This is a genomic window from Nocardia sp. CA-135953, from assembly GCF_050955735.1.
Classification (GTDB): domain Bacteria; phylum Actinomycetota; class Actinomycetes; order Mycobacteriales; family Mycobacteriaceae; genus Nocardia.
In genome coordinates this window covers 2,189,280-2,214,847 of sequence record NZ_CP192082.1, presented here as the reverse complement: position 1 = coordinate 2,214,847, position 25,568 = coordinate 2,189,280, and the positions used below count along the sequence as shown (strand labels likewise).

Here is a 25,568-nt window from a genome sequence, read left to right as displayed (position 1 = left end):
CGACCCCGACTCAGGATCGGGCTCAGTCCGCCCCGGGTCGTCTCCCGCCCCCGGACCTCCCGTACTCAACGATCACATCGCTCGGTCGTCGAAACCACTACCGCTCCTCGAATCCGGACAAATCTCCCCGCGCGGGCTCCCAGCTTTCCACAACAAGGTCGACCCGACCAGGAGTATCTCCAGAACGCAGAAGATCCAGCAACATTTCGCACGCGGGTCGCGGACCTTCGGCTACCACATGCACCCGACCGTCGCGGGCATTGGTGGCGCTTCCGACCAATCCGAGCGCCAGTGCGCGCGAGCGCGTCCACCAGCGGAAGCCGACGCCCTGCACGTAGCCGTGCACCCACGCGCTGAGCCGAACCGGTTCCGGCATCACGCGTCGATGGCGTCTATATCGAATGTCAACGTGACCTTGGTGCCGGCCTTCAGCGTCCGGCCCACGGTGCAGACCTTGTCGATGGCGCGCTGCACTGTGACCAGCAGTCGCTCGCGGGCCTCCTCGTCCAATTCGCTGAGGTCCAGCTCGAATACCTCGTCGAGCTGCGGGTACACCTCGTTCTCTCGGTCGGCGTCGCCGGAGACGCGGATGGTCGCGTCGAAGGCGTCACCGAGCTTGCGCGAGAGCGGGAAGTCCGCGCTCAGTCCGGAGCAGCCCGCAAGGGCGATCTTCAGCAGCTCACCCGGGGTGAAGGCCCCCGGCACGCCCTGCGATGCGATCAATACCTCGGCCCCGCGCGAGCTGCGGCCGGTGTACGCCCTGGTCCCGGTGCGCTCGACCCACAGGGTGGTCGGCTCGGTCGCGGCGGCGGTGGTGGTCGCGGATGCGGTGGTCTGGTCAGCCATGGTCACGATCCTGCCAGTCCCGCCTCCCCGAATATTTAGGCCATACCGGTTGGCAGCCCCTGGAGTCCCGCTCAGGTCCCGCGTCGTGTGCATGGTCGGGTCCTGGACGTACCCGACGAGTTACCCATGTTCGTCCGAGATCAGTTGTCACGTTGCTCGCAACAGCTATCGCCGCCGTCGCTATTCCTGGAAGCGGTACCCCATTCCGGCCTCGGTCAGCAGATGCTTCGGATTCGACGGGTCGATTTCGAGCTTGCGCCGCAATTGCGCGAGATATACCCGCAGATAATGCGTTTCGGTGGCGTACGACGGCCCCCACACCTCACGCAGCAGTTCGCGCCGCCCGACGAGTTTGCCGCGGTTGCGCACCAGCATCTCGAGCATGCCCCACTCGGTCGGGGTCAGGTGGACCGTTTCACCGTTCCTGGTGACCTTCTTCGCGCTGAGGTCGACGGTGAACGATGAGGTCACCACGACCGGATCGGTGGCATCGGTATCGGTCGCGCCGCGCCGGACCGCGGCGCGCAGCCGGGCCAGCAGCTCATCCATGCCGAACGGCTTGGTGACATAGTCGTCCGCGCCCGCGTCCAGCGCCTCCACCTTGTCGGTCGAATCGGTGCGAGCCGAGAGCACGATCACCGGGGCGGCGGTCCAGCCGCGCAGTCCGGCCAGCACCTCGATGCCGTCCATATCGGGCAGACCCAGATCCAGGATGACCACATCGGGATGCTTATCGGCCGCCGCACGCAATGCCGCTGCGCCGGTGCCCGCGGTGATCACCTCATAGCCGCGCACCGACAAATTGATGCGCAGGGCGCGCACGATCTGCGGTTCGTCATCGACTACAAGCACCCTGGTCGACGGTGCTTCCTGCTTTTTGTCCGTCATTACGACTTCCTGTGCGGTCCGCGGTGTCGTTGTGCTCATCATCGGCTGCTCACCCCGGTTTCATCGGCAGGCAGGTCCACGATCATCGTCAATCCTCCGCCCGGTGTCGGTTCGGCGTGCACGGTGCCGCCCATCGCCTCGACGAAACCGCGCACCACCGACAGGCCGAGCCCGACACCGGTGGTGTTGTCACGATCGCCGAGCCGCTGGAACGGCTCGAATAATTGCTCCTCGGTGCCCGGCGGGACACCGGGACCGACATCGATCACGGCGATCGACACCCGCTCGCCGTCGTGTTCCGCGGTGACCCGCACAGGCGTGTCGCGCGTCGAATGCCGCAGCGCGTTATCGATCAGATTGGCCAGCACCCGCTCGAGCAGGCCGCTGTCCGCCCGCACCGAGACCTCACCGACCTCCACCTTCACCCGATCCATCGCCGCGCGCCGCAGCCCACGCGCGCCCATCCCGACGCTCACCAGCGCCTGATGCACGACCTCGTCCATGTACACCCGACGGAACTGCGGCTGCACCACGCCGACCGCCAAGCGCGACGAGTCGAGCAGATTGCCGACCAGCGCGGTCAGCTGATCCACCGATTCCTCGATGGTTTCCAGTAGTTCGACGGTGTCCTCGGGCGAGAACTCGATGTCGTCACTGCGCAGACTGGAAACCGCGGCCTTGGCGCCGGCCAACGGCGTGCGCAGATCGTGGCTCACCGCGGACAGCAACGCCCGGCGCAACCGGTCGGCCTCGAGCAGGGCCGCGGCGGCGCTGGCCTCCTCGGCCAGCCTGGACTGTCGGACCAGCCCGACCGCCTGGTTCGCGACCGCGCTGAGCACCGGACGGTCGACCGCGGCGAGCGGCCGCCCGGCCAACAGCAGCCAGCTGGTCGCATCCCCCGCCTGAATCGCGGTCTCGGCCTCGGACGCTCGCTGCGGCGGACTCGTGCCGACCGCGGCGATCACCTCGTCGCCGCACTGCATGCTGACCGCGCGCAGCCCGTAGGTCTCGCGGACCTGCTCCAGCAGCTTGGGCAGATCCGCACCGTGCAGTACGGCACCGGCGAACAGGGTCAGCAATTCGGCCTGCTGGGAGGCTCGGCGCGCCTGCCGGGTCTGTTTGCCCGCCACATCCACCAGCGCGGCGACCGCCACCGCGACGATCAGCAAAACCACGACTGTGATGAAGCTGTCCGGTTCGGCAATCGTCAGGCTGTAGCGCGGATCGACGAAGAACCAGTTCAGCAGCATGCCCGACAGCAGCGCCGAAAGTGCCGCAGGCACAACGCCACCCAGCAACGCCACCGCGACGACGCCGATGAAGAACACCGCGCTGAGCCCACCGAGCTGCAGATAGCCGTCCAGGAAAGAACAGATCACCGAGACCGCTGCCGGAACCAGCACCGCCGCGAGCCATGCGCGGATCGGCTGGCGCGGCATCAGCGAATAGCGGCGCAGCCCACGATTGGCCTCCTCATGCGTGACCATGTGTACATCGATCTTGCCGGATGCCTGCACCACGGCGGAGCCGATCCCCTCGTCGAGCATGCGCGCCCAGCGTGAGCGCCGGGACGTGCCGAGCACCAACTGGGTCGCGTTCACCTCGCGGGCGAATTCCAGCAGCGTATTCGGCACATCGTCACCGGTGACGGTATGCAGCGACGCATCCAGACTCGCGGCGAATTCCCGCAGCCGGGTCAGCCGTTCGGTCGATACGCCGGCGAGTCCGTCGCCGCGCACCACGTGCAGCAGGACCAGGTCGGCGCTGGACTTGGTGGCGATACGGCTGGCCCGGCGCACCACGGTCTCCGATTCGGGACCGCCGGTCACCGCGACGACCACGCGTTCGCGTGCTTCCCACAGCTCGGTGATCTTGTGGTCGGCTCGATATTTCGCCAGTGCCGCATCGACCTGGTCGGCCAGCCACAGCAGCGCCAATTCGCGCAGGGCGGTGAGATTGCCGGGCCGGAAATAGTTGCGCAATGCCGCGTCGACCTTATCGGCGGCGTACACGTTGCCGTGGGACAGCCTGCGCCGCAACGCCTCCGGTGTGATATCGACGAGTTCGACCTGGTCGGCACCGCGCACCACGGCGTCGGGCACGGTTTCCTGCTGCTGGATGCCGGTGATCTGCTCGACGACGTCGTTGAGGCTCTCCAGATGCTGCACATTGACCGTCGAGATGACGTCGATGCCCGCCGCCAGCAGATCCTCGACGTCCTGCCAGCGCTTGTCGTGTTTGCTGCCGGGCGCATTGGTATGCGCGAGTTCATCGACCAGCACCACGGCCGGTGCGCGGTGCAGCACCGCCTCGACATCGAGTTCGGGCAACCTGGTGCCCCGGTACTCCACCATGCGCGGCGGAATCCGCTCGATGCCCGCCAGCAGTTCGGCGGTCTTGGCTCGGCCGTGTGTCTCCACTACCGCAGCTACCACGTCGCGGCCTCGTTCGAGTCGGCGATGAGCCTCGCCCAACATGGCGTAGGTCTTGCCGACTCCCGGTGCCGCACCGAGGTAGATGCGCAGTTGACCGCGTTTCACTCGTCCATCATCGCGCGATACGGCGTGTCATCGAACATTCGTACCCGTTCTGTCGCGAGTTCCGAATTCCGTCGCTGCTCCAGCATCGACAGCGCGCGAATGATCAGCGCACAGCAGACGAATCCGATGATCACCGCGACTGTGACAGCCGACATGACGATCCTCTCACCGAAACCAATAAGAACCCGATCACGCTGGAATCCCCCGCATGCCGGTCGATGAATTTCTACTCCCGTATCGGCCGCCTATCTGGATCTTTACGGTGTGTTGACGGGTTGGCCGCCTACCTTGACGGCATCCTTTCACCGTGCGTCCGCGCCATCCCGTAAACGAAGCGTCAATGCTCATCAATGGGGCGCTAAGGAGCCGTAAACGCGCTCCGCACCAGCTCGAATGACCGCTTGACTCACCCTGTCGCGCTCCACGCAGGGAGCGCCATTGGAGGTTGTGTAAATGTCTGTCGTCGTGTTCACGGTGCTCACCGTGGCGATCTTCGTGCTGCTGGGCTTGATCCAGCGGGGGGCGGAGAAGCTGTGATCGCGAACCTGATCGGTCTGGTTCTGGCCGTCCTCATCGCCGTCTTCATGGTGGCGGCGCTGCTCTTCCCCGAGAGGTTCTAGGTGGACACGACAACCGCGGGGATCGCGTTCCTCGCGTCCCTGGTCATCGCGTTGGCTCTGGTGCATGTGCCGCTCGGCGATTACATGTTCCGGGTGTACAACGCCGAGAAGCATTCCCGCGCGGAGCGGATCATCTACAAGGCCATCGGCGTACACCCCGAGGTCGAGCAGACCTGGGCCGTGTACGCCCGCAGTGTGCTTGCGTTCTCAGCGGTCAGTGTGCTGTTCCTGTTCTTCTTCCAGCTGATCCAGGGCAAGCTGCCGCTGCACCTGAACGATCCGGCCACCGAAATGACGCCGGCGCTGGCATGGAACACCGCCATCAGCTTCGTGACCAATACGAACTGGCAGAACTACTCCGGCGAGTCGACCCAGGGCCATCTGGTGCAGATGGCCGGGCTCGCGGTGCAGAACTTCGTCTCTGCGGCCGTCGGCATCGCGGTGGCCGTCGCACTGGTCCGCGGCTTCGCCCGCAGGCACACCGGCGACCTCGGCAACTTCTGGGTGGATCTGGTCCGCGGCACTATTCGCATTCTGCTGCCGTTCGCGTTCATCTTCGCGATCGTGCTCGTCGCCGGTGGCGCGATTCAGAACTTCCACCTGCACGACCAGGTCGCACAGGCGCTGAACGGCACCGAGCAAACGATCACCGGCGGGCCGGTGGCCAGCCAGGAGGTCATCAAGGAACTCGGCACCAACGGCGGCGGGTTCTACAACGCGAACTCCGCGCACCCCTTCGAGAACCCGACGACCTGGACCAACTGGCTCGAAATTTTCTTGCTGCTGGTGATCAGCTTCTCGCTGCCGCGCACCTTCGGTCGCATGGTCGGCAGCAAGCGCCAGGGCTACGCGATCGTGGCGGTGATGGGCACGATCGCGCTGATCAGCGTGACCTTGCAGAACTTCTTCCAGTTGCAGCACCACGGCACCGTCCCGACCGCGATCGGCGCATCCCTCGAGGGCGTCGAAACCCGTTTCGGCGTAGCCGATTCCGCGACCTTCGCAACCGCGACGACCTTGACTTCGACCGGTGCGGTGGATTCGTTCCACGATTCCTACACCAGCCTCGGCGGCATGATGACGATGTTCAACATGCAGCTCGGTGAGGTCGCCCCGGGCGGTACCGGTTCGGGCCTGTACGGCATGCTCATCCTCGCGGTGATCACGGTTTTCGTCGCGGGTCTGATGGTCGGTCGCACGCCGGAATACCTGGGCAAGAAGATCACCCCGCGCGAAATCAAGCTCGCCGCTTCGTATTTCCTGATCAGCCCACTCATCGTGCTGGTGGGTACGGCGGCCGCGATGGCAATGCCGGGACAACGTGCGGGCATGCTCAACTCCGGGCCACACGGGCTCTCGGAAGTGTTGTACGCCTTCACTTCCGCGGCCAACAACAACGGCTCCGCTTTCGCGGGTCTGACCGGCAATACCGAGTGGTACAACACCGCTCTTGGTCTGGCCATGGTCTTCGGCCGCTTCCTGCCGATCATTTTCGTGCTCGCGCTGGCCGGTTCGCTCGCCCAGCAGGGCACCACCCCCGAGTCGATCGGCACGCTGCCAACGCACCGGCCACAGTTCGTCGGCATGGTCGTCGGCGTCACCGTGATCCTGGTCGCGCTGACCTTCCTGCCCGCACTCGCACTCGGGCCGCTCGCCGAAGGAATCCACTGAAATGACCAGTCCCACAACTGATGTAGTCGAAACCACCGCCGAGCCGGCCAAGCCCGTCGAGCGCAGAACCGGCCGCGTCCCGCGTGGCGCGCTCGACCCGAAGATGCTGCTGACCTCGCTGCCCGATGCCGCGCGCAAGCTCGATCCGCGCACCATGTGGCGCAATCCGGTGATGTTCATCGTGGAGATCGGGGCCGTCTGGTCCACGATTCTCGCGATCGCCGATCCTTCCTTCTTCGCGTGGGCGATCGTGGTGTGGCTGTGGCTCACCGTGATCTTCGCCAACCTCGCCGAGGCCGTCGCCGAGGGCCGCGGTAAGGCACAGGCCGATACGCTGCGCAAAGCCAAGACCGACACGATGGCTCGTCGACTGGTCGAATGGTCGCCCGGCGCGCGGGTCGTCGAGCAGAGCGTCGGCGCGCCCGCGCTGGCGCGCGGCGACTATGTGGTCGTCGAGGCGGGCCAGATCATTCCCGGCGACGGTGATGTCGTGGAAGGCATCGCATCGGTGGACGAGTCGGCAATCACCGGCGAATCGGCCCCGGTCATCCGGGAATCCGGCGGTGACCGCTCGGCGGTGACCGGTGGCACCACCGTGCTCTCGGACCGGATCGTCGTCAAGATCACCCAGGAGCCCGGCGCGAGTTTCATCGACAAGATGATCGCCCTGGTCGAAGGCGCGTCGCGACAGAAGACGCCGAACGAGATCGCGCTGAACATCCTGCTCGCCTCGCTCACGATCATCTTCGTGTTCGCGGTTGCCACCCTGCAGCCGCTGGCGATCTTCTCCAAGTCGAACAACCCTGGTGTGGCCGATACTTCGGCTCTGGACCTGCACGGTGTGACCGGAATCGTGATGGTCTCGCTGCTGGTCTGCCTGATCCCGACCACCATCGGCGCACTGCTGTCGGCCATCGGCATCGCCGGTATGGACCGCCTGGTACAGCGCAATGTGCTTGCCATGTCCGGCCGCGCCGTCGAGGCCGCGGGCGATGTCAACACCCTGCTGCTGGACAAGACCGGCACCATCACCCTCGGCAACCGCCAAGCCTCGGAATTCGTTCCGGTGCCCGGCGTTGCGGATGACGAATTGGCCGATGCCGCACAGCTTTCCAGCCTGGCAGATGAAACCCCGGAGGGGCGCTCCATCGTCGTGTACGCCAAGCAGGCATTCAACAAGCGCGAGCGCACACCGGGCGAGCTGACCGGCGCGGCCTGGGTGGAATTCACCGCCCAAACCCGGATGTCGGGCGTGGACCTGGCCGGCGGTCACCAACTCCGCAAGGGGGCGGCCAGTGCCGTCACCGAATGGGTTCGCGCACAAGGCGGGACCGTACCCAACGAGATCGGCATGATCGTCGACGGTATCTCCGCATCCGGCGGCACACCACTGGTCGTGGGTGAGGTCGACGACGGCAAGGCCCGACTGCTCGGCGTCATCCACCTGAAAGACGTTGTGAAACAGGGCATGCGGGAACGCTTCGACGAGATGCGCCGTATGGGTATCCGTACGGTCATGATCACCGGCGACAACCCGTTGACCGCCAAGGCGATCGCGGACGAGGCCGGTGTCGACGACTTCCTCGCCGAAGCAACACCGGAGGACAAACTTGCCCTGATCAAGAAGGAACAGGACGGTGGTCGCCTCGTCGCGATGACCGGTGACGGCACCAACGACGCTCCCGCACTCGCCCAAGCCGACGTGGGTGTCGCGATGAACACCGGCACCTCCGCAGCCAAAGAAGCCGGGAACATGGTCGATCTGGATTCGGATCCGACCAAACTCATCGAGATCGTCGAAATCGGCAAGCAGCTGCTCATCACCCGCGGTGCGCTGACCACCTTCTCCATCGCCAATGACATCGCCAAGTACTTCGCGATCCTGCCTGCGCTGTTCATCGCGATGTTCCCCGGCCTCGACGCGCTCAACATCATGCGTCTGTCGAGTCCGCAGTCGGCGATCCTGTCGGCGGTCATCTTCAACGCACTCGTCATCGTCGCGTTGATTCCGCTGGCGCTTCGCGGGGTGAACTACACACCGACCAACGCGTCGAAACTGTTGAGCCGCAATCTGACGATCTACGGCATCGGCGGCATCGTCGCGCCGTTCATCGGCATCAAGCTCATCGACCTGCTCGTCCAACTCCTCCCCGGGATGTCCTGATATGCGTATGTCAACTTGGATCCGGCAGCACTTGGCGGCGTTGCGTGCGTTGCTGGTGCTTACCGCGATCACCGGAATCGCCTATCCGCTGGCGGTTTTCGCGGTTGCTCAACTGCCCGGCCTGCACGACAAGGCGGAGGGCTCGCTGATCGAGTCCGACGGCAAGGTCGTCGGCAGCAGCATCATCGGGCAGTCGTTCACCGATAAGGACGGCAACGCACTGGTGCAGTACTTCCAGAGCCGCCCGTCCGCAGCGGGCGACGGCTACGACCCGCTGTCCACTGCGGCGTCCAACCTCGGCCCGGAGAGCATCGTCGACACCCACGACGCCGATCCTGCGAAGGTGAAGCCGAGCCTGCTGTCGACCGTCTGCGCGCGCAGCAAGGCGGTCGGCGACCGCGAGGGAGTCGATGGCAGACGTCCGTTTTGCACCAAGGATGGTGTCGGCGCGGTGCTTTCGGTGATCGGACCGCGCGACGCGGATGGTGCGGTCTCGCATCCGGTGCAGGTCGTAAGCGTCAACGAGGCGTGCCCGGCGAGGCCGTTCCTGGCTACGTACAAGGGAGTGCAGGTCGAATGCGCCAAGCCGGGCGAGGATTATTCGGTCGGCCGGATCGTCCCGATCATCGGCGACGCCTCGACCGACACACCGGTGCCCACCGATGCGGTCACTGCCGGCGGCAGCGGTCTGGACCCGCACATCTCACCGCGGTACGCGGCCATCCAGGTCGCGCGAATCGCCAAGGCCCGCAATATCTCCGAGGATCAGGTGCGCGCACTCCTCGACGCGCACACCGACGGCAGGACTCTCGGCTTCCTCGGTGAACCGCGTGTGAATGTGGTCGAGCTCAATCTCGATCTCGACAAGCGATACCCGATGCGCGGCTAGCGAACCGAGCGCTCATTCCCGAACGGGAATGGGCGCTCGGCCGATTCGTTCAGTTGTCCTCGACACAGGCGAAGCAATAGGCCGACGCGGCGAGATACTGGCGGCAGTCCGGACCGTGGCCCGCATGCGTACTGCAGATGAAACGCGCCAGGTCCAGATCGAGATCCATCGGCTCGGCACTGCAATCACGGTGCTGAGTGCTCCACAGATCCCGGCGATCCAGTGATGTCTGCATTGTGCACCTCCAGCCTGTTGGTAGTCAGTGGAGAAGCGAACCAATGTCCTTACATTGGTGGATTACCCGATCCGGCGCCGTTCATCGCGTGATCTGCCAATCATCGGGCAGCCGCACCGTGGTGACCTGATCGCCCTCGGCCACGAGATCCACGGTCGCCGACCCCAATCGCGGATCGCTCAGCGTGACCGTGCCCCATTGCGATGGTGCTTCCCCGGCGCCAGCGGCGCCTGGACGCGTTGATTGCCGACGGTCGGCTGGGCAACGATCTCGGTCTGCCAGCGTTCGCCGGGCAGTACGACCACCCGCCAGAGCAGGGTGCCGGGCAGAACGGCGGGCTCGACGGTCGCCGAAACCGTAAGCCCGCGCATCCGATCGGTGCGGTCGTGCAACAGCAATTCGCCTTCGGCCACGGTGACCTCGGCGCGGCCGTGCGCGACGCGGCCCTCCTCGACCGCGAACAGATCGACGAAATCCCGCGTCGACATGCGATTCCAGAGTGACCGCGGTGGCCTCTCGGCCTAGATTCTCCAGGGTCAGAATCTCCTGCATGCCATCGGCGATGAGGCGTTCGCGCACCAACAGCAGGGTGCTGTCGGCCTGTCCGGCCCGCGGTGGCCGGCGCAGCACGAATCTTGCGGCGAACGCCTCCGGGCTGAGCACCGACAGCGATTCGGCCGGTTGGCCGTCCACCAGCAGTTCCCAGCGGGAGATGACGCGGGCGTCGCGGAAGAACAACCCGTGCGGATGTCCCGGTTCGACATCGCCGAGCCGATTCGACAGGCAGAAGGTACCGCCCTCGACCAAGGTCACCGAATTGCCGCAACCGCCGGGACCGGTCGGCTCACCGGAATTCAGCGGTGCGGGATTCGACGCGGCGCCTGCGTCTGCGGTCATACTCGTTCGCTGGCGGGAAGACGGACCGGCACCGTCTCATCGAGTAGCAGTGCCGCACGCGCATGGCGCCGCGAACGCAGGAGCTGGTGATAGACCTGCTCATAGCCGCGCCCGAGCGTGCCCGCGCCGAAGTTCGCCTCGACGTGCGCACGGCATGCGGCCGGATCCAGCCGGCTCGCCTCATGGATCGCGGCGGGCAGTTCGGAGGGATCATCACAGATCCGACCGGTCACGCCATCGACGATGACCTCGGCAACGGCACCGCCGCGTAGCGCGACAACCGGTGTGCCGCAGACCATCGCCTCGATCATCACCATGCCGAACGGTTCCTCCCAATCGATAGGGAACAACAGGCAGCGCGCATTCGCGAGCAGTTTGCGCTTGGCCGACGCATCCGCGAGTCCGAAAAGGTGATCGCGCTCGGTGATCAGTGGGCGCACTTTTTTCTCGAAATACGCCCGCTCGGGGGCCTCGCTGCATTTACCCGCGAGCACCAACGGAATACCGGCCTCGTGGGCGGCTTCCAATGCGAGATGCGTGCCCTTGGTTGCGGTGAAGCGGCCGAGAAACAGTGCGTAGTCGCCTTTCTCGGTTTGGTAGGGCCACTGGTCGACATGTAGTGCATTGTGTACGCGACCGACCCAATTCAGATCGGGCGCCAATTCGCGCTGCCGATCACTGATGGCGACCAGCGATACTTCCTGGCCCAATTCGCGGTAGTAGTGGTAGCAGTCGCCCTCGTCGACCGGCCCGTGCACGGTCACCACCGTTGGTAAACCCAAGCCCATATACGCCGGGGCATTCAGTGGTCCGGCAAAAGTGTGGTCGTGCACCAGATCCACGCCGGAGGTCGCGGCGACCTGTTCGATCGCCCTACGCACCTTCAGAGCGTGCACGACCTCGGGAAAAGGCTCTCCGAGCCGTTCGGGTAGTGCGCGATCCCACACCGGAACGAATTTCGCGGTGGTGCCGGGTTCACCGGCGCCGAACAATGTCACGTCGTGCCCGCGCGCGACCAATGCGTCGACCAAATCGGCGACTACCGCCTCGACTCCGCCATAGGCCTTCGGCGGTACGTCGAAGTAAGGCGGAACAACCATCGCAATGCGGAATCGTTCGCCGACGTGCTCGGTAGACAGCAAATCCGAAGCGGCAATGTGCGCCGATTTCGGCGCGATCAGACCTGCGCTCATGACCATCCTTCCAGGGACAACCTTGTGCACATCCACCCAGCACTTCGGTGCGCTGGGCGCCGAACGTGTTGGCCGCCGCGGCGGAGGTGAAGACTGGAGCCTGCACCGCCGTCCATGAAGGCTTGGTTGGCCTGGTCACACCAATTGGCATGAACAGGGGGGCCGCACACAGACGTACCTTATTTCTGGGGGTTCAAACCACGCAGTCGGTGTGAAATCTCAGTATTTGGGATGAAATGGCCCATTATCCGGAGTTGATATCGAGGGGAGTTACCGGACTATCGAGGGTCCCAAGAGTAAGCGGGGAAGCAAACGAATCCGGTGTCCGATTGCTCTACCGTCTTGTTATACGCATACATATAATATATGCATGTTGGATCCCCTCACTCTCGCCATCGGGGCCGGAATCGCCGGTGTCGGCTGGGCCGTCGGCCGGTTCGGCAGGCGCTCGCCCGCTGGATCCGCAGTCGCCCGGTGCGGCTGTGGCCACAACCTGGCGCTGCACGATCCGGAGGCGGGCACCTGCCATGCCGAGCTGGTCCGCAAGACTTACGGCGGGCCCGTATGGGTGCAGTGCGGTTGCCGACGCTACACCGGTCCGGTCCCCGTCGAGGAGTACTTCAGCAGACCGATCATGCCCACGACGGACTGACTCACGATTCTGCCGCCGAGGCAGGCTGCATGCGCAGCGGCACCCCGATCCGGTTCCACAGGTTGATCATCGCGGCCACCGCGACCAGGCCGGCCCGCGCGCCCTCGTCGAAGTTCTTCTCCACCTCGGCCCAGATCTCATCGCTGACACCGTGTTCACCGAGCCTGGTGACCGCCTCCGCGTAGGCGAGGGCGGCTCGTTCGGCCGCGGTGAACTTCACCGACTCGCGCCACGCGTTGAGATAGTAGATCCGCTGTTCGGTCTCGCCCGCCATGCGCGCGTCGGTGGTGTGCATATCGATGCAGAACAGGCAACCGTTCATTTGGGAAACGCGGATCTTCACCAGCTCGCGCACCGTCGGATCCAGCGGCCCGCGGCGGATCGCCTGCTCTGCGGCGTACCAGGCCTTGTAGATCTCGGGCGCCACCTCGGCGAGTTGCATGCGTGACATCGGTCGTCCTCTCTCGAAATCGCTTACCCGAGTTGGACGAGACAGCCGCCGAATCTGTGACAACGTCACGAAGACGGCAGGCAGCGGGCCCGATCGGGTAGCTCACCGCACGGCTCGTTGCCATGCTCACGCAGCACATCCTTGCCGGTCAGATCGGTCAAGAAATGCAGGAAGCTCGCGCCGAGCGAATCGCCGGGGAGTTCGCCGTAACTGTAGGCGTATTCGACGCCCCAGAACGGATAGCTGCGGTTGACGGCGGCATCGCGACCCGGTGTTACGCCATTGATGGTGAGGGTCGTGGCTCCCGCCTTCACCGCCTCGGAGAACTCGCTGTAGCCGATCACGCCCGGAATATCGCCGACGGCCTTCTGCATATCCTTGGTGACCTGCACATCGCAATATCTGGCCGTCGCGGGCGCGCCATCCTTGATCGCGACACAGCTGACATGCGGCCGATCGGGCTGCGGACCGCCGAGCACCCTGCGCTCCAACGTATTTCGAGTGCCCGATCCCGGTATCCGATTGACCACCACGACCGGCAGGTCGGCACCGCCGACATCGCGCCAGTTGGTGATGCGGCCCTGATACAGATCCTGGATCTGCGCGACAGAAAGGTTGGTGACGCCGACATCCTTGTGCACGATCATGGTGAACAGCGACAGCGCCAGCGGACGGGCCAGCAGCGGTTGGTAGCCATCACCTTTCGGTCCGTCGCTGATCGTGAGCAGATCGGGATCGTCCTTGCCCTCCTCGGCGAGCCGGTCGAGGCCGCGTTCGGTGCCCTCGAAGCCGAAGGTGAATTCCGCTCCGGTGCAGCGCTTCCCGTACTGCGCGGCCGCATCGCGGATGACCGGTTCGAAGGCCGACGAGCCGACCACCGTGAGTTTGCCCGCGGCACAATCCAATGGCGTCGGATCGGCCGACAGCACGGAAACCAAAAGCTGGACGACAATCACCACGACCAGAAAGGCCGTGAGCGCCACCATCACTCGCGAAATGCCGGTGCGGCTCTGGGTTTCGATGACCCGCCCACCCTTGATGCCGCCGCTCAGTACCGGATCCGCATACTCCCCCGTACCCTCCGAACGTTGCAGAATGGCCAGGATCTTGTAGTGATCACCGCGATTGAGTGGAACCCTCGGCAGATCGATGGCACCGATATGTCCTTCGGTATCCTCGCGAACCGCGATACCCGAATCACGCCCCAGCGAATCGGCCAGACCCTCGTCACTCAGCTCGGTCACCGCCATGCCGATGACCCTGCGCTGCGAAAAGTTCAGATGCAGGCCGACCCGCCCCGCCTCGGGTGCCCGGTAGTCGTGCGTATCGATCGGTGTCGCACCGCTGTTTTCGATACGGACCAGCACCACCGATAGATCCTTCAGCGGTGGACTCACACCATCTTGCTCGGGGCGCAGCTGCGGCAGTACACCGGGAAAGACCGATTCGATCTCACCGGTGACCGGCGTATCCATCTGCACCCGATAGCCGATTTCCTTGCGTCCGACGAACACGAACTCCCAGAGGAACGCGATGATCGGCACCGCGATACCGATGAGTCCGAGCACGATTTCGATCGGAAAACCACCCACCGGTGCCGCCACCCCCAAGAGATCGTTGTGTCAACCATTCTCGAACGTCATCAGGCATCCTCCCAGATCCCGCACGAGTGTTCGACAACAGTTAACCCGACGGTCAGCAGCTGCCGCCGAAATCACCTCCGACCAGGGCGGCCCGCTCGCGCCGGGGCGACGATCAAACCACGTCCCCAGCTGCCGATTTCGTCCAGGCGAGCAGCTTCTCGGCTGGCCAAGTGTTGATAACCCGTTCCACCGCAACATCGTTCGCGACAGCACGCTCGCAGCCGTAACCGAGCCAATCCAACTGGCCAGGGGCATGCGCATCGGTGTCGATCGAGAAATAGCACCCCATCTCGACCGCCATCCGCAGCAGTCGCGACGGCGGATCGAGCCGTTCGGGACGGCTGTTGATCTCTACGGCTGTCCCGTAACTCCGGCACGCCTCGAAGACGAGCTCGGCATCGAACGTAGACTCCGGCCGCAGACCCCGCTGCCCCGCGATCAGTCTGCCGGTGCAGTGGCCGAGCACATCCACATTCGGATTCGCCACCGCGTACACCATGCGCTTGGTCATGGTCTCGCTGTCGGCACGCAGATGCGAATGTACGCTGGCCACCACGATATCGAGTTCGGCTAGCAGATCGCTCTGCTGATCGAGGGTCCCGTCATCGAGGATGTCCACCTCGATCCCGGTGAGAATTCGGAACGGCGCGACTCGTTCGTTCAGCTCCGCGACCACATCCAACTGCCGCCGTAACCGGTCCGCCGAAAGCCCGTTTGCGACGGTCAACCGCGGCGAATGATCGGTCAGCGCACAGTATTCGTGGCCGAGCGCGGTCGCGATGCCCATCATCTCCGCGATCGGACTGCCGCCGTCGGACCAGTCGGAGTGGGTGTGCAGATCGCCGCGCAACTGAGCCCGCATGGGTTTGCCCGGCGCCCCGATGGGCTGCGCGGCCGTGCGGAGTTCGCTCAAATAGTCCGGCACCGCACCGGAATACGCCTGTTCGATGACGGCGGCGGTCTTCGGCCCGATCCCCGCGAGCTCTTGCCAGCTGTGCGCGGCGCGATGGACCACCTGCTCGTCCTCGGACAGCTCGTCGACGATCTCGGCGGCCCGCCGGTACGCCTTCACCCGATGTGTTTGCGCTCGTGCGCGTTCGAGCCAGAAGCCGATCTCGCGCAGCGCCTCCACCGGACCCGGAGCGTTCCCCAGGCCCGGAGCGACGATCGAATCGTCTTCCGCCACCACGGTTATCGAATCCGGCTGTACTTCACGAAGGCGACGCCGTCCTCGAACACCCGGCTGGTGATCACCCGGAAGCGGGCCGCCTCGGGCAGACGCGGGCCGGAACCGAACAGCGAGCGGCCGCGGCCGAGTACGACCGGGTACAGCTTCAGGAAGATCTGATCGATCTCCGGCAGCAACTCCTGCGCCAATTCCCCGCCGCCGCACAGCCAGATCCCGAGCCCGTTGCCGCGCTTCAACTCTCGCACGGTGGCGAGCGGATCGGCCGAGATCAGCTCCACCGAAGGATCCGGACTCTCCGGCAGCGTCGTCGATACGACGAATTGACGCAGATGCGAATACGGGCTGGAGGTTCCGGTCCGCACGCCGAAGTCGTGGGTCTTGCGACCCATCAGCACGGTGTCGAAGTAACGGTTGCGCTTATCGATGCCGAGGGCCTCCCGTACCTTCGTCGGCAGGGTCTCGGGGTACTGCGCGGTGATCGCCGGGCCGTGATCGCCACCGACCGGGAAGAAGTCGACCGACCCCTCCTCGGTGGCGATGAACCCGTCGATGGTCGAAGCGACGTAGTAGGTGAGCTTGCGCATAAGTCCTTCCTCCACGGCCAGTCGGCTCCCGAGCCGCCTAAAAGAACGGTAGCTCGCCAACGCTGATCTTTTCGAGCGACCTGCAAAGCAGTCGCTACGGGAAGCGGCGACGGGCCTTCGGTTGGCAGCGCGGGCAGGAATAGGAAGAACGATTCATGAACTTCTCCCGCACGATGGGCGCACCGCAGCGACGGCACGGTTCGTCCTCGCGGCCGTAGACCGCGAGCGAGCGTTCGAAGTAGCCGGATTGGCCGTTGACATTGACATACAACGCGTCGAACGAGGTGCCACCGGCCGCGAGCGCCTCCCCCATCACCGTGCCGACCTCGGTGAGCAGAGTGCGTACGGCAGGTCTGGTCAGCCCGGACGCCAGCCGGTTGCCGTGGATCTTCGCCCGCCACAGAGATTCGTCGGCGTAGATATTGCCGACGCCGGAGATCACGGTCTGATCCAGCAGCACCCGCTTGATCTCGGTCTGTTTGGCGCGCACCGCGGCCACCACGACCTCAGGGTCATAGCGCGGGTCCAGCGGATCCCGGGCGATATGGGCGACAGGTTGGGGCACCAGAGTCCCGTCGACCTCGACCAATGGTGCGAGCGTCCAGCCGCCGAAGGTGCGCTGATCGACGAAGCGCAATTGCGCGCCGTCGTCGAGGGTCGCGAGGATATGCGCGTGCTTCTCCACTGGAGCATCGGCGGGCTGCACCAACATCTGCCCGCTCATACCGAGATGGACGACAAGCGAGGTGTCCGGATCGTCGAAGGTGAGCCACAGATACTTGCCGCGCCGCTCGGCGGCGGCAACTCGCAGCCCCTTCATCCGAGCCGTCAGATCATCCGCACCTTCGAGATGGCGGCGCACCGATCTGGGATGGCTCACTGTGACGGATTCGACCACCCGCCCGACGACATGTGCGGCGAGTCCGCGCCGCACGACCTCGACCTCCGGTAGCTCCGGCATCAGGCTCCCAATCGATATGAGGAGGTGGACCGCACTGCCGACCCCAACGGAGCGAGTCTTGCGAGCGACCCGTTGGCGGCCCAGCCGTCAAAGCGCATGCGACGACGTCGCGAGTCTCGACGGCTCGGACGCGAGACACCAGGGGGCCGCGAACCCGCCGCGCCGAAGGCGCGGCAATCAAACACTTTCGGTCAGCGCCTGATAGGCGGCACCCGCGGCCTTCTGCTCGGCTTCCTTCTTCGAGCGGCCGACGCCCTGACCGTACGGACGACCGCCGATCACGGTGGTCGCGGTGAATTCCTTGTCGTGGTCGGGACCTGTCGAGGTGATCTCGTAGCTGGGCACGCCGAGGCCACGTTCGGCGGTGAGCTCCTGCAGGCTGGTCTTCCAATCCAGCCCGGCGCCCATCCGCGGCCCGCGCTCGAGCAGGTCGGCGAACAGCCGCAGCACTACCTCGCGCGCGACATCGATACCGTGCTCGAGATGGACCGCGCCGAGCAGCGACTCCATGCCGTCGGCGAGAATGCTCGGCTTGTCCCGGCCGCCGGTGAGCTCTTCGCCCTTACCGAGCAGCAGGTGCACGCCCAGCCCACCTTCGCCGAGCCCGCGCGCCACCTCGGCGAGCGCGTGCATATTCACCACGCTCGCCCGCAGCTTGGCCAGTTCGCCCTCGGACTTGTCCGGGTGCTCGTGGTAGAGCCGCTCGGTGATGCTCAGGCCGAGGACCGAGTCGCCGAGGAATTCCAGACGCTCGTTGGTCGGCAGTCCGCCGTTCTCGTACGCGTACGACCGGTGCGTCAGCGCCAGCCGCAGCAGATCGGCCCGCACGTCGACGCCGAGCGCCGCGAGCAGGCTCGCATGTTCACCGGACGCGCCGGATTCGTCCTTACTGGCGGTCACGTCGATACGACAGGTCGAACGATCAGACAGCAGCTGTGACCTGGCGGCCCTTGTAGGTACCGCAGGAGGGGCACGCGATATGCGGCAGCGTCTTCTCGCCGCAGGCGCGGTTCGGGCACGTGATCAGGGTCGGCGCGGTGGCCTTCCACTGGCTGCGCCGCGACCTGGTGTTGGAACGGGACATCCGGCGCTTCGGAACGGCCACGACTACTTCTCCTCTTGTCCTATTGCTTGCCGGTACGGCAGCACTGTCTCGGTCTTAATGGTCTGTGTTGGTTGCACCCGAATCGGGGCTGCCATTGCCGGGCGACTCGGCGGCGAACTTCGCCAACCCGGCCCAGCGAGGGTCAAGTATCTCATGTCCATGGCCGGAACCCGCAATCGCCATCCGGACACCGCATTCCGGGCACAGGCCCGCGCAGTCCGGAGTGCACAGCGGCTGCAGCGGCAGTTCCAAGCCGATCTGGTCGGTGATCACCGGTTCCAGGTCGATCTTGTCGTCGACGATGCGGTAGATCTCGTCGTCCTCGGTGGTCTGCTCGGTCGCGCTGTACGGGTAGGCGAACAGTTCGGTGACCTGAATTTCCACCGTTCCGGTGAACGGTTCGAGGCAGCGCGCGCACTCACCGGCCGTCGGCCCGGAGACCGTCCCGGTGACGAGCACACCCTCGGACACCGCCTGCAACCGCAGATCGAGGTCCACCTCGGCGCCCACCGGAATGGCGATCAGATCCAGCCCGATCCGCTCGTCGGTGGTGACGACGCGATGCAACTCTTTCATCGTGCCGGGGCGACGGCCCAGGCTGATGACATCCAGCACGAAACCCGCGTCCGGCGCACGGCGCGATGCCGAACGAGGGCGCGAATCGGGACCGGAACCGGCGGACATCACGAACTCACTTCACATTCGAGGGAAATGGGCAACCACTCCACAATACGCGAGGGCCCGGCGCGGACCCAAACCGTCAGCGACGATAGTCGGCCGCGTAATCCGGAGCGCCCGCACCCGAACGCAGTTGGTGGCGTCCGCCGCGCACGGTCCGCAGGGTGGAGTTGAGCGTCTCCTCGAAGTCGGCGAGCCTGCTGTCGACGTAGTGGTCGCATTCGTCGCGCATCCGATCGACCTCTTCGTTCGCACCGTCGATCAACCGGGCCGATTCGGCATGTGCGGCACGCACCACTTCGGTCTGCGTGACCAAGCGGTCGCGTTCGGCTTCGCCCTCGGCGACCGAGCGGTCATAGGAGGCCTTGCCCGCCTCGATCATCCGCTCGGATTCGATGCGGGCCCGACCGGTGACAGCCTCGAATTCGGCATTGCCGTCGGCGACGATGCGGTCGGCCTCGGCCTGAGCGGTATTCACCAGGTGGTCGGCGTGCGCGCCGGCCTCGGCGACCATGCGGTCGGCGTGCGCCTTGGCGTCGGCGAGAATCCGGTCGGCCTCCTCGCGGGCCGATCCGATGGTCTGGTGTGCCTGGTCGTTGGCGGTGGTCACGGTCGTCTCGGCGGTGGTACGGGCGTCGGAGACGATCTTGTCGCGATGATCGAGCACATCCTGGGCGTCGTCGAGTTCGCCGGGCAGTGCATCGCGCACGTCGTCGAGCAGTTCGAGCACATCACCGCGCGGCACGATGCAGCTGCGGGTCGGCGGGATGCCGCGCGCCTCTTCGACAATGGCGACCAGCTCGTCGAGAGCTTCGAATACGCGATACATGCTCCTACCCCACTCTCGTGCAGACCTACGGCGAAACTTTCCGCCGTGGCCCAGTGTGCCCCTCGTCACGGCTCGTGCCGAGTCCCCCACCGGTGTGTCGTGTAGGTGTCTCGTACGCCACAAAAAACAAGTGGAGGATATGTCTCCACTTGGTGTTACATTTATCGGTGAAGGTCGCAACAAGATCTTCTTAAGTGGATCGCAGGCCCTGACCGGGACTGTGGGGTTAGAGGAGGCCGACCGGGCGGATTGCGATGACCATCGCGGTTGTCCGTACCGAAGGCTCGTGTGGGATCGGAAAGACAATGACCGTACTGGAACTACCGCGGACGACGGTTCTGCCGACAAGCAGCCTGTACACGCCGTGGACGGGGCCCTACCCCGTGCTGCGGCCGGGGACTGCCGCTCGGTTCCGCCAGTCGATGCAGTATCTGCGCGGCGACCGCGCGCCGGCTCAGCTGATCCGCTTCGCCCTGGTCGGCGGTTCCAGCAATATCGCCTACGTGCTGCTGTTCTTGGCGATGCACGGCGGCGGTCCCCTGATCGCCAATATCGCGGGCTCGGTCGTGAGCACCGTGATCGCCAATGAAATGCACCGTCACCTCACCTTCCACGCCACAGGCCGGGTCGGCTGGTTCACCGCGCAGTGGGAGGGCGGCGGGCTCGCGCTGGTCGGACTCGGGATCACCACCGCCGCACTGGCCGCGCTCGACCTGTGGGCACCCGGCATGGGCGGTACGTTCCAGGCCGCAGCCGTTCTGGTCATCACCGCCGCGGTCGGTGGTATGCGCTTCCTCGCCCTGCGTGGCTTGGTCTTCTGATCAACAGCCCATGCAAATCCGCCCCGGCTTCTTCGGAACCGGGGCGGATTTCGTTGGGGGCGTTCAGCCTTTGCGTTCGGCGAGGCGATCCAGCAGGCGCTTGTGGACGGCGGGCGGGAGCATGTCGGTGACATCGCCGCCGTACGTCGCGACCTCCTTGACCAGTGAGCTGGACAGGAAGCTGAAGGTCGGGTTGGTGGCGATGAAGAAGGTGTCGACGCCGCTGAGCTTCTTGTTCATCTGCGCCATCTGCAGTTCGTAGCCGAAATCGGTGGCATCGCGCAGACCCTTGACGATCGCGCTGATCCCCTCCTGCTTGGCGAAATCCACCGTCAGCCCCTGCCAGGACTCGACCCGCACATTGGGCAGGTGTGCGGTGGCCTCGCGCAGCATCTCCATGCGCTCCTCGACGCTGAACACGCCCTGCTTCTTGGGATTGACCATGACGGTCACCACGACCTCGTCGAACTGGGCCGCCGCGCGCGCGAAGACGTCGATATGTCCATTGGTCACCGGGTCGAACGAGCCCGGGCACAACGCTCCTGCCATGAACAGACGGTATCAGGAGGCCGGATCCGCACCTCGAATGCCGCGACGACGGAGTTACTCCGGGACGAATTCGGCTAGTTCGATGCGGGTTTCACCATATTTGCGCGCTTTGGCGGGGACATAGCCTGCGGGCCAGACGATCTCGGGTGAGCGAATAGAACGCTCCACCACGACCAGGGCCTCCGGTGCCAGCCAGTCGTGTTCGGCGAGGGCGCGCAGGTCGGCGGTGACCGTCGCGGTGTCGACGTCGTAGGGCGGATCGGAGAAGACCACGTCGTACGTGCCCGCGCCGCCGCCCGCCAGGACAGTGGCGACGGAGCCGATGCGGAGTTCGGCGCCCGGCAGGCCGAGGTCGGCGATATTGCCGCGCACGATGGCCGCGGCCTTGCGGTCGGATTCGATGAGCATGGCGTGGGTGGCGCCGCGGGATAGTGCCTCCAGGCCCAGTGCGCCGGATCCGGCGTAGAGGTCGAGTACGCGGACGCCGTCGAAATCGATGCGGGCATCGAGAGCGCTGAACAGCGCCTCGCGCACCCGATCGGAGGTGGGCCGGGTACCCGCGGGCGGGACGCGCAGCCGCCGCCCGCCCGCGGTACCCGCGACGATCCGGGTCATTCGGCCGCGGACTCGCGCACCGTGAGTTCGACCAGCAGGTCACCGCCTTCGACCTGCTGCACCTTGCCGATCGCGACCCGGCCGACGATGCCAGCGCGCGGTGCGGTGATCGCGGCCTCCATCTTCATCGCCTCGATGGTGCCGACGATATCGCCTGCCGCGATCGAATCGCCTTCGGACACAGCCAGTGTCACCACACCGGCGAACGGGGCGGCGATATGGCCCGCGTTGTTCTTATCGGCCTTCTCGGCGGCCGGGATATCGCTGGCGATGGAGCGGTCGCGCACGGCGACCGGGCGCAGTTGGCCGTTCATGATGCACATGACCGTGCGCATACCGCGCTCATCGGGTTCGGAGATGGCCTCCAGTCCGATGAGCAGGGTGACGCCCTTCTCCAGTTGCACCCGATGTTCCTCGCCGCGGCGCAGTCCGTAAAAGAACTGGTTGGCCGACAGACCCATGGTGTCGCCGTATTTTTCCCGGTGCGCGAGGAATTCCGCGGTGGGACCGGGGAAGAGCAGGCGGTTGAGCGTGGCCCGGCGCAGCTCGGAGGACCCGGCGAGTCCGGCCTCGTCAGCGGGGGTCAGCGGGGTCTCCGGCTTGGCCGGTCCGCGACCGGCCAGCGCGCGGCTGCGGAACGGTTCGGGCCAGCCACCCGCCGGATTGCCGAGTTCGCCACGCAGGAAACCGATTACCGAATCCGGGATGTCGTAGCGGCCCGGATCGGCGGCGAAGTTTTCGATATCGACGCCGGTGCCGACCAGTGCGAGCGCGAGATCGCCGACCACCTTCGAGGACGGGGTGACCTTGACCAGTCGGCCCAGCAGCCGGTCCGCCGCAGCGTATTTCGCCTCGACCTCTTGGAAACGGTCACCGAGGCCGAGTGCGATGGCCTGCTGACGCAGATTCGACAGCTGACCGCCCGGGATTTCGTGGGTGTAGACCCGGCCGGTCGGGGCGGGCAGCCCGGATTCGAAGGGCGCGTACACCTTTCGCAGCGCCTCCCAGTACGGCTCCAGATCGCAGACGTTCTGCAGGCTGAGACCGGTGTCGAATTCGCTGTGCGCGGCGGCCGCGACGATCGCGGAAAGCGCGGGCTGGCTGGTGGTTCCGGCCATGGCGGCGCTCGCGCCGTCGACCGCGTCGGCACCGGCCTGCCACGCGGCGAGGTAGGTGGCCAGCTGACCGCCGGGGGTGTCGTGGGTGTGCACGTGCACCGGCAGGTCGAAGTTGCTGCGCAGCGCGGAGACCAGGGTCGCAGCGGCCGGAGCGCGCAGCAGGCCCGCCATATCCTTGATGGCCAGCACGTGCGCGCCCGCGTCGACGATCTGCTCGGCGAGCTTGAGGTAGTAGTCGAGGGTGTAGAGGTTTTCGTCCGGGTTGGACAGGTCGCCGGTGTAGCTCATCGCGACTTCCGCGATGGCCGTGCCGGTTTCGCGCACCGCGTCGATGGCCGGACGCATCTGGTCGACATTGTTGAGTGCGTCGAAGATGCGGAAGATGTCGATACCGGTGCTGGTGGCCTCCTGCACGAACGCGCGCGTCACCTGCTCCGGGTAGGGCGTGTAGCCGACGGTATTGCGTCCGCGCAGCAGCATCTGCAGACAGATATTCGGCACCGCCTCGCGCAGTGCGGCCAGCCGCTCCCACGGGTCCTCGAACAGGAAGCGCAGCGCCACATCATAAGTCGCGCCGCCCCATGCCTCGATCGATAGCAGTTCCGGGGTCAGGCGCGCGACATGTCGGGCGACACCGAGCAGACCATTGGTACGCACTCGAGTGGCCAGCAGCGACTGGTGTGCGTCGCGGAAGGTGGTGTCGGTGACGCCGACGGCCTTCTGCTCACGCAGCGCTTGCGCGAAACCCTCGGGACCGAGGCGCAGCAGCCGCTGACGGGAACCGTCCGGCGGCGGCACGCTCAGATCGATGGCGGGCAGCTTGTCGTGCGGATACACCGTGGTCGGACGCTCGCCGTGCGGCTTGTTGACGGTGATATCGGCCAGGTAGTTCAGGATCTTGGTGCCGCGGTCGGCCGAACCGCGCAGGGTCAGCAGCTGCGGGCGCTCATCGATGAACGAGGTGGTGACCCGGCCGGCCTTGAAGTCCGGATCGTCGAGCACCGCGAGCAGGAACCCGATATTGGTGGTGACGCCACGGATGCGGAATTCCGCGAGCGCACGACTGGCCCTGGCCACTGCGGCGTGCAGATCGCGGCCGCGGCAGGTGAGCTTGACCAGCATCGAGTCGAAGTAGGCGCCGATCTCCGCGCCCAGGTTCGCGCCGCCGTCGAGGCGGATGCCCGCGCCGCCGGGGGTGCGGTAGGCGGTGATGCGGCCGGTGTCGGGGCGGAAGCCGTTGGCCGGATCCTCGGTGGTGATCCGGCACTGCAGGGCCGCACCGCGAATGGCGACCTTGTCCTGGCTCAGACCGAGCTGTTCGAGGCTGTCCCCGGCCGCGATGCGCAGCTGGGACTGCACCAGATCGACATCGGTGATCTCCTCGGTCACCGTGTGCTCGACCTGGATGCGCGGGTTCATCTCGATGAAGACGTGGTTGCCGCGCTCGTCGAGCAGGAATTCGACGGTGCCCGCGCAGCTGTAACCGATCTGGCGAGCGAAGGCCACGGCATCGTTGCAGATGCGCATCCGCAGTGCGGGATCCAGGTTCGGGGCGGGCGCGAGCTCGATCACCTTCTGGTGGCGGCGCTGCACCGAACAGTCGCGCTCGAACAGGTGCATGACGTTGCCGTGCTGGTCGGCCAGGATCTGCACCTCGATGTGGCGCGGATTGACAACGGCCTGTTCCAGGAACACGGTCGGATCACCGAAGGCCGACTCCGCCTCGCGGGACGCGGCCTCGATCGATTCGCGCAGCTGTGCGGGATCGGCGACCCGGCGCATGCCGCGACCACCGCCGCCCGCTACGGCCTTCACGAAGATCGGATAGTCCAGCGCCTCGGATGCGGCGAGCAGTTCGTTCACATCGGCCGACGGCGCGCTGGACTTCAGCACCGGCAGACCCGCCGCCCGCGCCGCCTCGATCGCGCGGGCCTTGTTACCAGCCAGTTCGAGCACTTCGGCCGACGGACCGATGAAGGTGATGCCCTCGCGCGCACAGGCCGCCGCGAGGTCCGGGTTCTCGGACAGGAAGCCGTAACCGGGGTAAATGGCGTCGGCACCCGCGGACTTGGCCGCCTCGATGATCGCCTCTATCGACAGGTACGCCCGGACCGGGTGCCCCTCTTCGCCGATCTGGTAGGACTCCGCGGCCTTCAACCGGTGGACCGAGTTGCGGTCCTCGTAAGGGAAGACGGCGACCGTCCCGATGCCGAGTTCGTAAGCCGCGCGAAAGGCGCGGATGGCGATCTCGCCACGGTTGGCAACCAAGACTTTCGAGAACATTGAACTAAGGTACCCGCCCCGGAATCGTGGCCTGACGGGGAAGTCCCTTTCGCAGGAATCTTCACAACGGGTCCTAGCAGGCTTGCGAAGTTGTGTTCATACCTCCGACACATAACTGGGTGTTGGCTGTCGCGGCACGGAAATCGG

General features: G+C 65.6%; 24 protein-coding genes and 1 pseudogene. 5 read left to right on the top strand and 20 right to left on the bottom strand.

Going from position 1 to position 25,568, the window contains the following annotated elements; genetic code table 11:
* Positions 1-97 precede the first annotated feature (97 nt).
* The 5 genes from ACQPXH_RS10190 to ACQPXH_RS10170 all read right to left on the bottom strand — a co-directional run bounded on the left by ACQPXH_RS10190 (position 98) and on the right by ACQPXH_RS10170 (position 4,429).
* Positions 98-376: an acylphosphatase gene (locus ACQPXH_RS10190; RefSeq protein WP_433602067.1), complete on the bottom strand. Its 279-nt coding sequence runs from the start codon at positions 374-376 to the stop codon at positions 98-100.
* Positions 376-846, bottom strand: a complete 471-nt coding sequence (locus ACQPXH_RS10185) for an OsmC family protein (protein ID WP_387289172.1) — start codon at positions 844-846, stop codon at positions 376-378. Before ACQPXH_RS10185 ends, ACQPXH_RS10190 begins: the two co-directional genes overlap by 1 nt.
* 180 nt (positions 847-1,026) lie before the next feature.
* Entirely contained in the window at positions 1,027-1,734 is a 708-nt protein-coding gene (locus ACQPXH_RS10180; protein ID WP_433602066.1) for a response regulator, read from the bottom strand.
* A 38-nt stretch (positions 1,735-1,772) separates the two neighbouring features.
* Complete coding sequence (locus ACQPXH_RS10175) at positions 1,773-4,274, bottom strand: ATP-binding protein (RefSeq protein WP_433602065.1); 2,502 nt, start codon at positions 4,272-4,274, stop codon at positions 1,773-1,775.
* On the bottom strand, positions 4,271-4,429 hold the full coding sequence (locus tag ACQPXH_RS10170) for a hypothetical protein (protein WP_433602064.1): 159 nt from the start codon (positions 4,427-4,429) through the stop codon (positions 4,271-4,273). The genes ACQPXH_RS10175 and ACQPXH_RS10170 overlap by 4 nt, the downstream gene beginning before the upstream one ends.
* 465 nt (positions 4,430-4,894) lie before the next feature.
* Here ACQPXH_RS10170 and kdpA point away from each other — a divergent pair, with 465 nt between their 5' ends.
* The 3 genes from kdpA to ACQPXH_RS10155 are packed head-to-tail and all read left to right on the top strand — an operon-like array spanning position 4,895 to position 9,618.
* On the top strand, positions 4,895-6,565 hold the full coding sequence (gene kdpA / locus ACQPXH_RS10165; protein WP_433602063.1) for a potassium-transporting ATPase subunit KdpA: 1,671 nt from the start codon (positions 4,895-4,897) through the stop codon (positions 6,563-6,565).
* 1 nt (position 6,566) lies between these two features.
* A complete protein-coding gene (kdpB, locus tag ACQPXH_RS10160; RefSeq protein ID WP_433602062.1) occupies positions 6,567-8,729 on the top strand; it encodes a potassium-transporting ATPase subunit KdpB in 2,163 nt (720 codons plus the stop codon).
* A 1-nt stretch (position 8,730) separates the two neighbouring features.
* Positions 8,731-9,618 (top strand): potassium-transporting ATPase subunit C, encoded by an 888-nt coding sequence (locus tag ACQPXH_RS10155; RefSeq protein WP_433602061.1) that lies wholly within the window; start codon positions 8,731-8,733, stop codon positions 9,616-9,618.
* Positions 9,619-9,667: 49 nt separating this feature from the next.
* On the opposite strand, the gene ACQPXH_RS10150 is transcribed toward ACQPXH_RS10155, so the two are convergent.
* From ACQPXH_RS10150 to ACQPXH_RS10140, 3 genes and pseudogenes are all read right to left on the bottom strand, one after another.
* Positions 9,668-9,853 carry a hypothetical protein gene (locus tag ACQPXH_RS10150; protein WP_387289187.1) on the bottom strand — a complete coding sequence of 62 codons (186 nt, stop codon included), beginning with the start codon at positions 9,851-9,853 and terminating at the stop codon, positions 9,668-9,670.
* A 182-nt stretch (positions 9,854-10,035) separates the two neighbouring features.
* Positions 10,036-10,750, bottom strand: a pseudogene (locus ACQPXH_RS10145) (glycogen debranching N-terminal domain-containing protein); the annotation flags it as partial.
* Positions 10,747-11,850, bottom strand: coding sequence for a glycosyltransferase family 4 protein (locus ACQPXH_RS10140; RefSeq protein ID WP_433603400.1), 1,104 nt, complete (start codon positions 11,848-11,850; stop codon positions 10,747-10,749). The pseudogene ACQPXH_RS10145 and the gene ACQPXH_RS10140, both read right to left, overlap by 4 nt.
* Positions 11,851-12,313: 463 nt before the next feature.
* On the opposite strand from ACQPXH_RS10140, the gene ACQPXH_RS10135 reads away from it, so the two are divergent.
* The gene (locus ACQPXH_RS10135; protein ID WP_433602060.1) at positions 12,314-12,595 is read left to right on the top strand and encodes a hypothetical protein; all 282 of its coding nucleotides are present in this window, start codon (positions 12,314-12,316) and stop codon (positions 12,593-12,595) included.
* A gap of 1 nt (position 12,596) precedes the next feature.
* On the opposite strand, the gene ACQPXH_RS10130 is transcribed toward ACQPXH_RS10135, so the two are convergent.
* From ACQPXH_RS10130 to ACQPXH_RS10090, 9 genes are all read right to left on the bottom strand, one after another.
* A complete protein-coding gene (locus tag ACQPXH_RS10130) occupies positions 12,597-13,046 on the bottom strand; it encodes a carboxymuconolactone decarboxylase family protein (protein WP_433602059.1) in 450 nt (149 codons plus the stop codon).
* 65 nt (positions 13,047-13,111) lie between these two features.
* Positions 13,112-14,650 (bottom strand): PstS family phosphate ABC transporter substrate-binding protein, encoded by a 1,539-nt coding sequence (locus ACQPXH_RS10125; RefSeq protein ID WP_433602058.1) that lies wholly within the window; start codon positions 14,648-14,650, stop codon positions 13,112-13,114.
* Positions 14,651-14,801: 151 nt separating this feature from the next.
* The gene (locus tag ACQPXH_RS10120; RefSeq protein WP_433602057.1) at positions 14,802-15,875 is read right to left on the bottom strand and encodes a PHP domain-containing protein; all 1,074 of its coding nucleotides are present in this window, start codon (positions 15,873-15,875) and stop codon (positions 14,802-14,804) included.
* Between the two features lie 5 nt (positions 15,876-15,880).
* Complete coding sequence (locus tag ACQPXH_RS10115; protein ID WP_433602056.1) at positions 15,881-16,462, bottom strand: dihydrofolate reductase family protein; 582 nt, start codon at positions 16,460-16,462, stop codon at positions 15,881-15,883.
* A 94-nt stretch (positions 16,463-16,556) separates the two neighbouring features.
* Positions 16,557-17,423, bottom strand: coding sequence for a bifunctional DNA-formamidopyrimidine glycosylase/DNA-(apurinic or apyrimidinic site) lyase (gene mutM / locus ACQPXH_RS10110; protein ID WP_433602055.1), 867 nt, complete (start codon positions 17,421-17,423; stop codon positions 16,557-16,559).
* Between the two features lie 177 nt (positions 17,424-17,600).
* Positions 17,601-18,323, bottom strand: a complete 723-nt coding sequence (rnc, locus tag ACQPXH_RS10105) for a ribonuclease III (RefSeq protein WP_433602054.1) — start codon at positions 18,321-18,323, stop codon at positions 17,601-17,603.
* A gap of 22 nt (positions 18,324-18,345) precedes the next feature.
* A complete protein-coding gene (gene rpmF / locus ACQPXH_RS10100) occupies positions 18,346-18,528 on the bottom strand; it encodes a 50S ribosomal protein L32 (RefSeq protein WP_014987105.1) in 183 nt (60 codons plus the stop codon).
* Positions 18,529-18,582: 54 nt separating this feature from the next.
* The gene (locus ACQPXH_RS10095) at positions 18,583-19,212 is read right to left on the bottom strand and encodes a YceD family protein (protein ID WP_433602053.1); all 630 of its coding nucleotides are present in this window, start codon (positions 19,210-19,212) and stop codon (positions 18,583-18,585) included.
* Positions 19,213-19,288: 76 nt separating this feature from the next.
* Positions 19,289-20,035, bottom strand: coding sequence for a DivIVA domain-containing protein (locus ACQPXH_RS10090; RefSeq protein ID WP_433602052.1), 747 nt, complete (start codon positions 20,033-20,035; stop codon positions 19,289-19,291).
* Between the two features lie 305 nt (positions 20,036-20,340).
* Here ACQPXH_RS10090 and ACQPXH_RS10085 point away from each other — a divergent pair, with 305 nt between their 5' ends.
* The gene (locus ACQPXH_RS10085) at positions 20,341-20,856 is read left to right on the top strand and encodes a GtrA family protein (protein WP_433602051.1); all 516 of its coding nucleotides are present in this window, start codon (positions 20,341-20,343) and stop codon (positions 20,854-20,856) included.
* A 63-nt stretch (positions 20,857-20,919) separates the two neighbouring features.
* On the opposite strand, the gene coaD is transcribed toward ACQPXH_RS10085, so the two are convergent.
* Genes coaD through ACQPXH_RS10070 form a run of 3 tightly spaced genes read right to left on the bottom strand, consistent with a single transcriptional unit; the run spans position 20,920 to position 25,421 of the window.
* Entirely contained in the window at positions 20,920-21,405 is a 486-nt protein-coding gene (coaD, locus tag ACQPXH_RS10080) for a pantetheine-phosphate adenylyltransferase (RefSeq protein ID WP_433602050.1), read from the bottom strand.
* A 54-nt stretch (positions 21,406-21,459) separates the two neighbouring features.
* A complete protein-coding gene (rsmD, locus tag ACQPXH_RS10075; RefSeq protein ID WP_433602049.1) occupies positions 21,460-22,020 on the bottom strand; it encodes a 16S rRNA (guanine(966)-N(2))-methyltransferase RsmD in 561 nt (186 codons plus the stop codon).
* The gene (locus ACQPXH_RS10070; protein ID WP_433602048.1) at positions 22,017-25,421 is read right to left on the bottom strand and encodes a pyruvate carboxylase; all 3,405 of its coding nucleotides are present in this window, start codon (positions 25,419-25,421) and stop codon (positions 22,017-22,019) included. Before ACQPXH_RS10070 ends, rsmD begins: the two co-directional genes overlap by 4 nt.
* Positions 25,422-25,568: the final 147 nt, after the last annotated feature.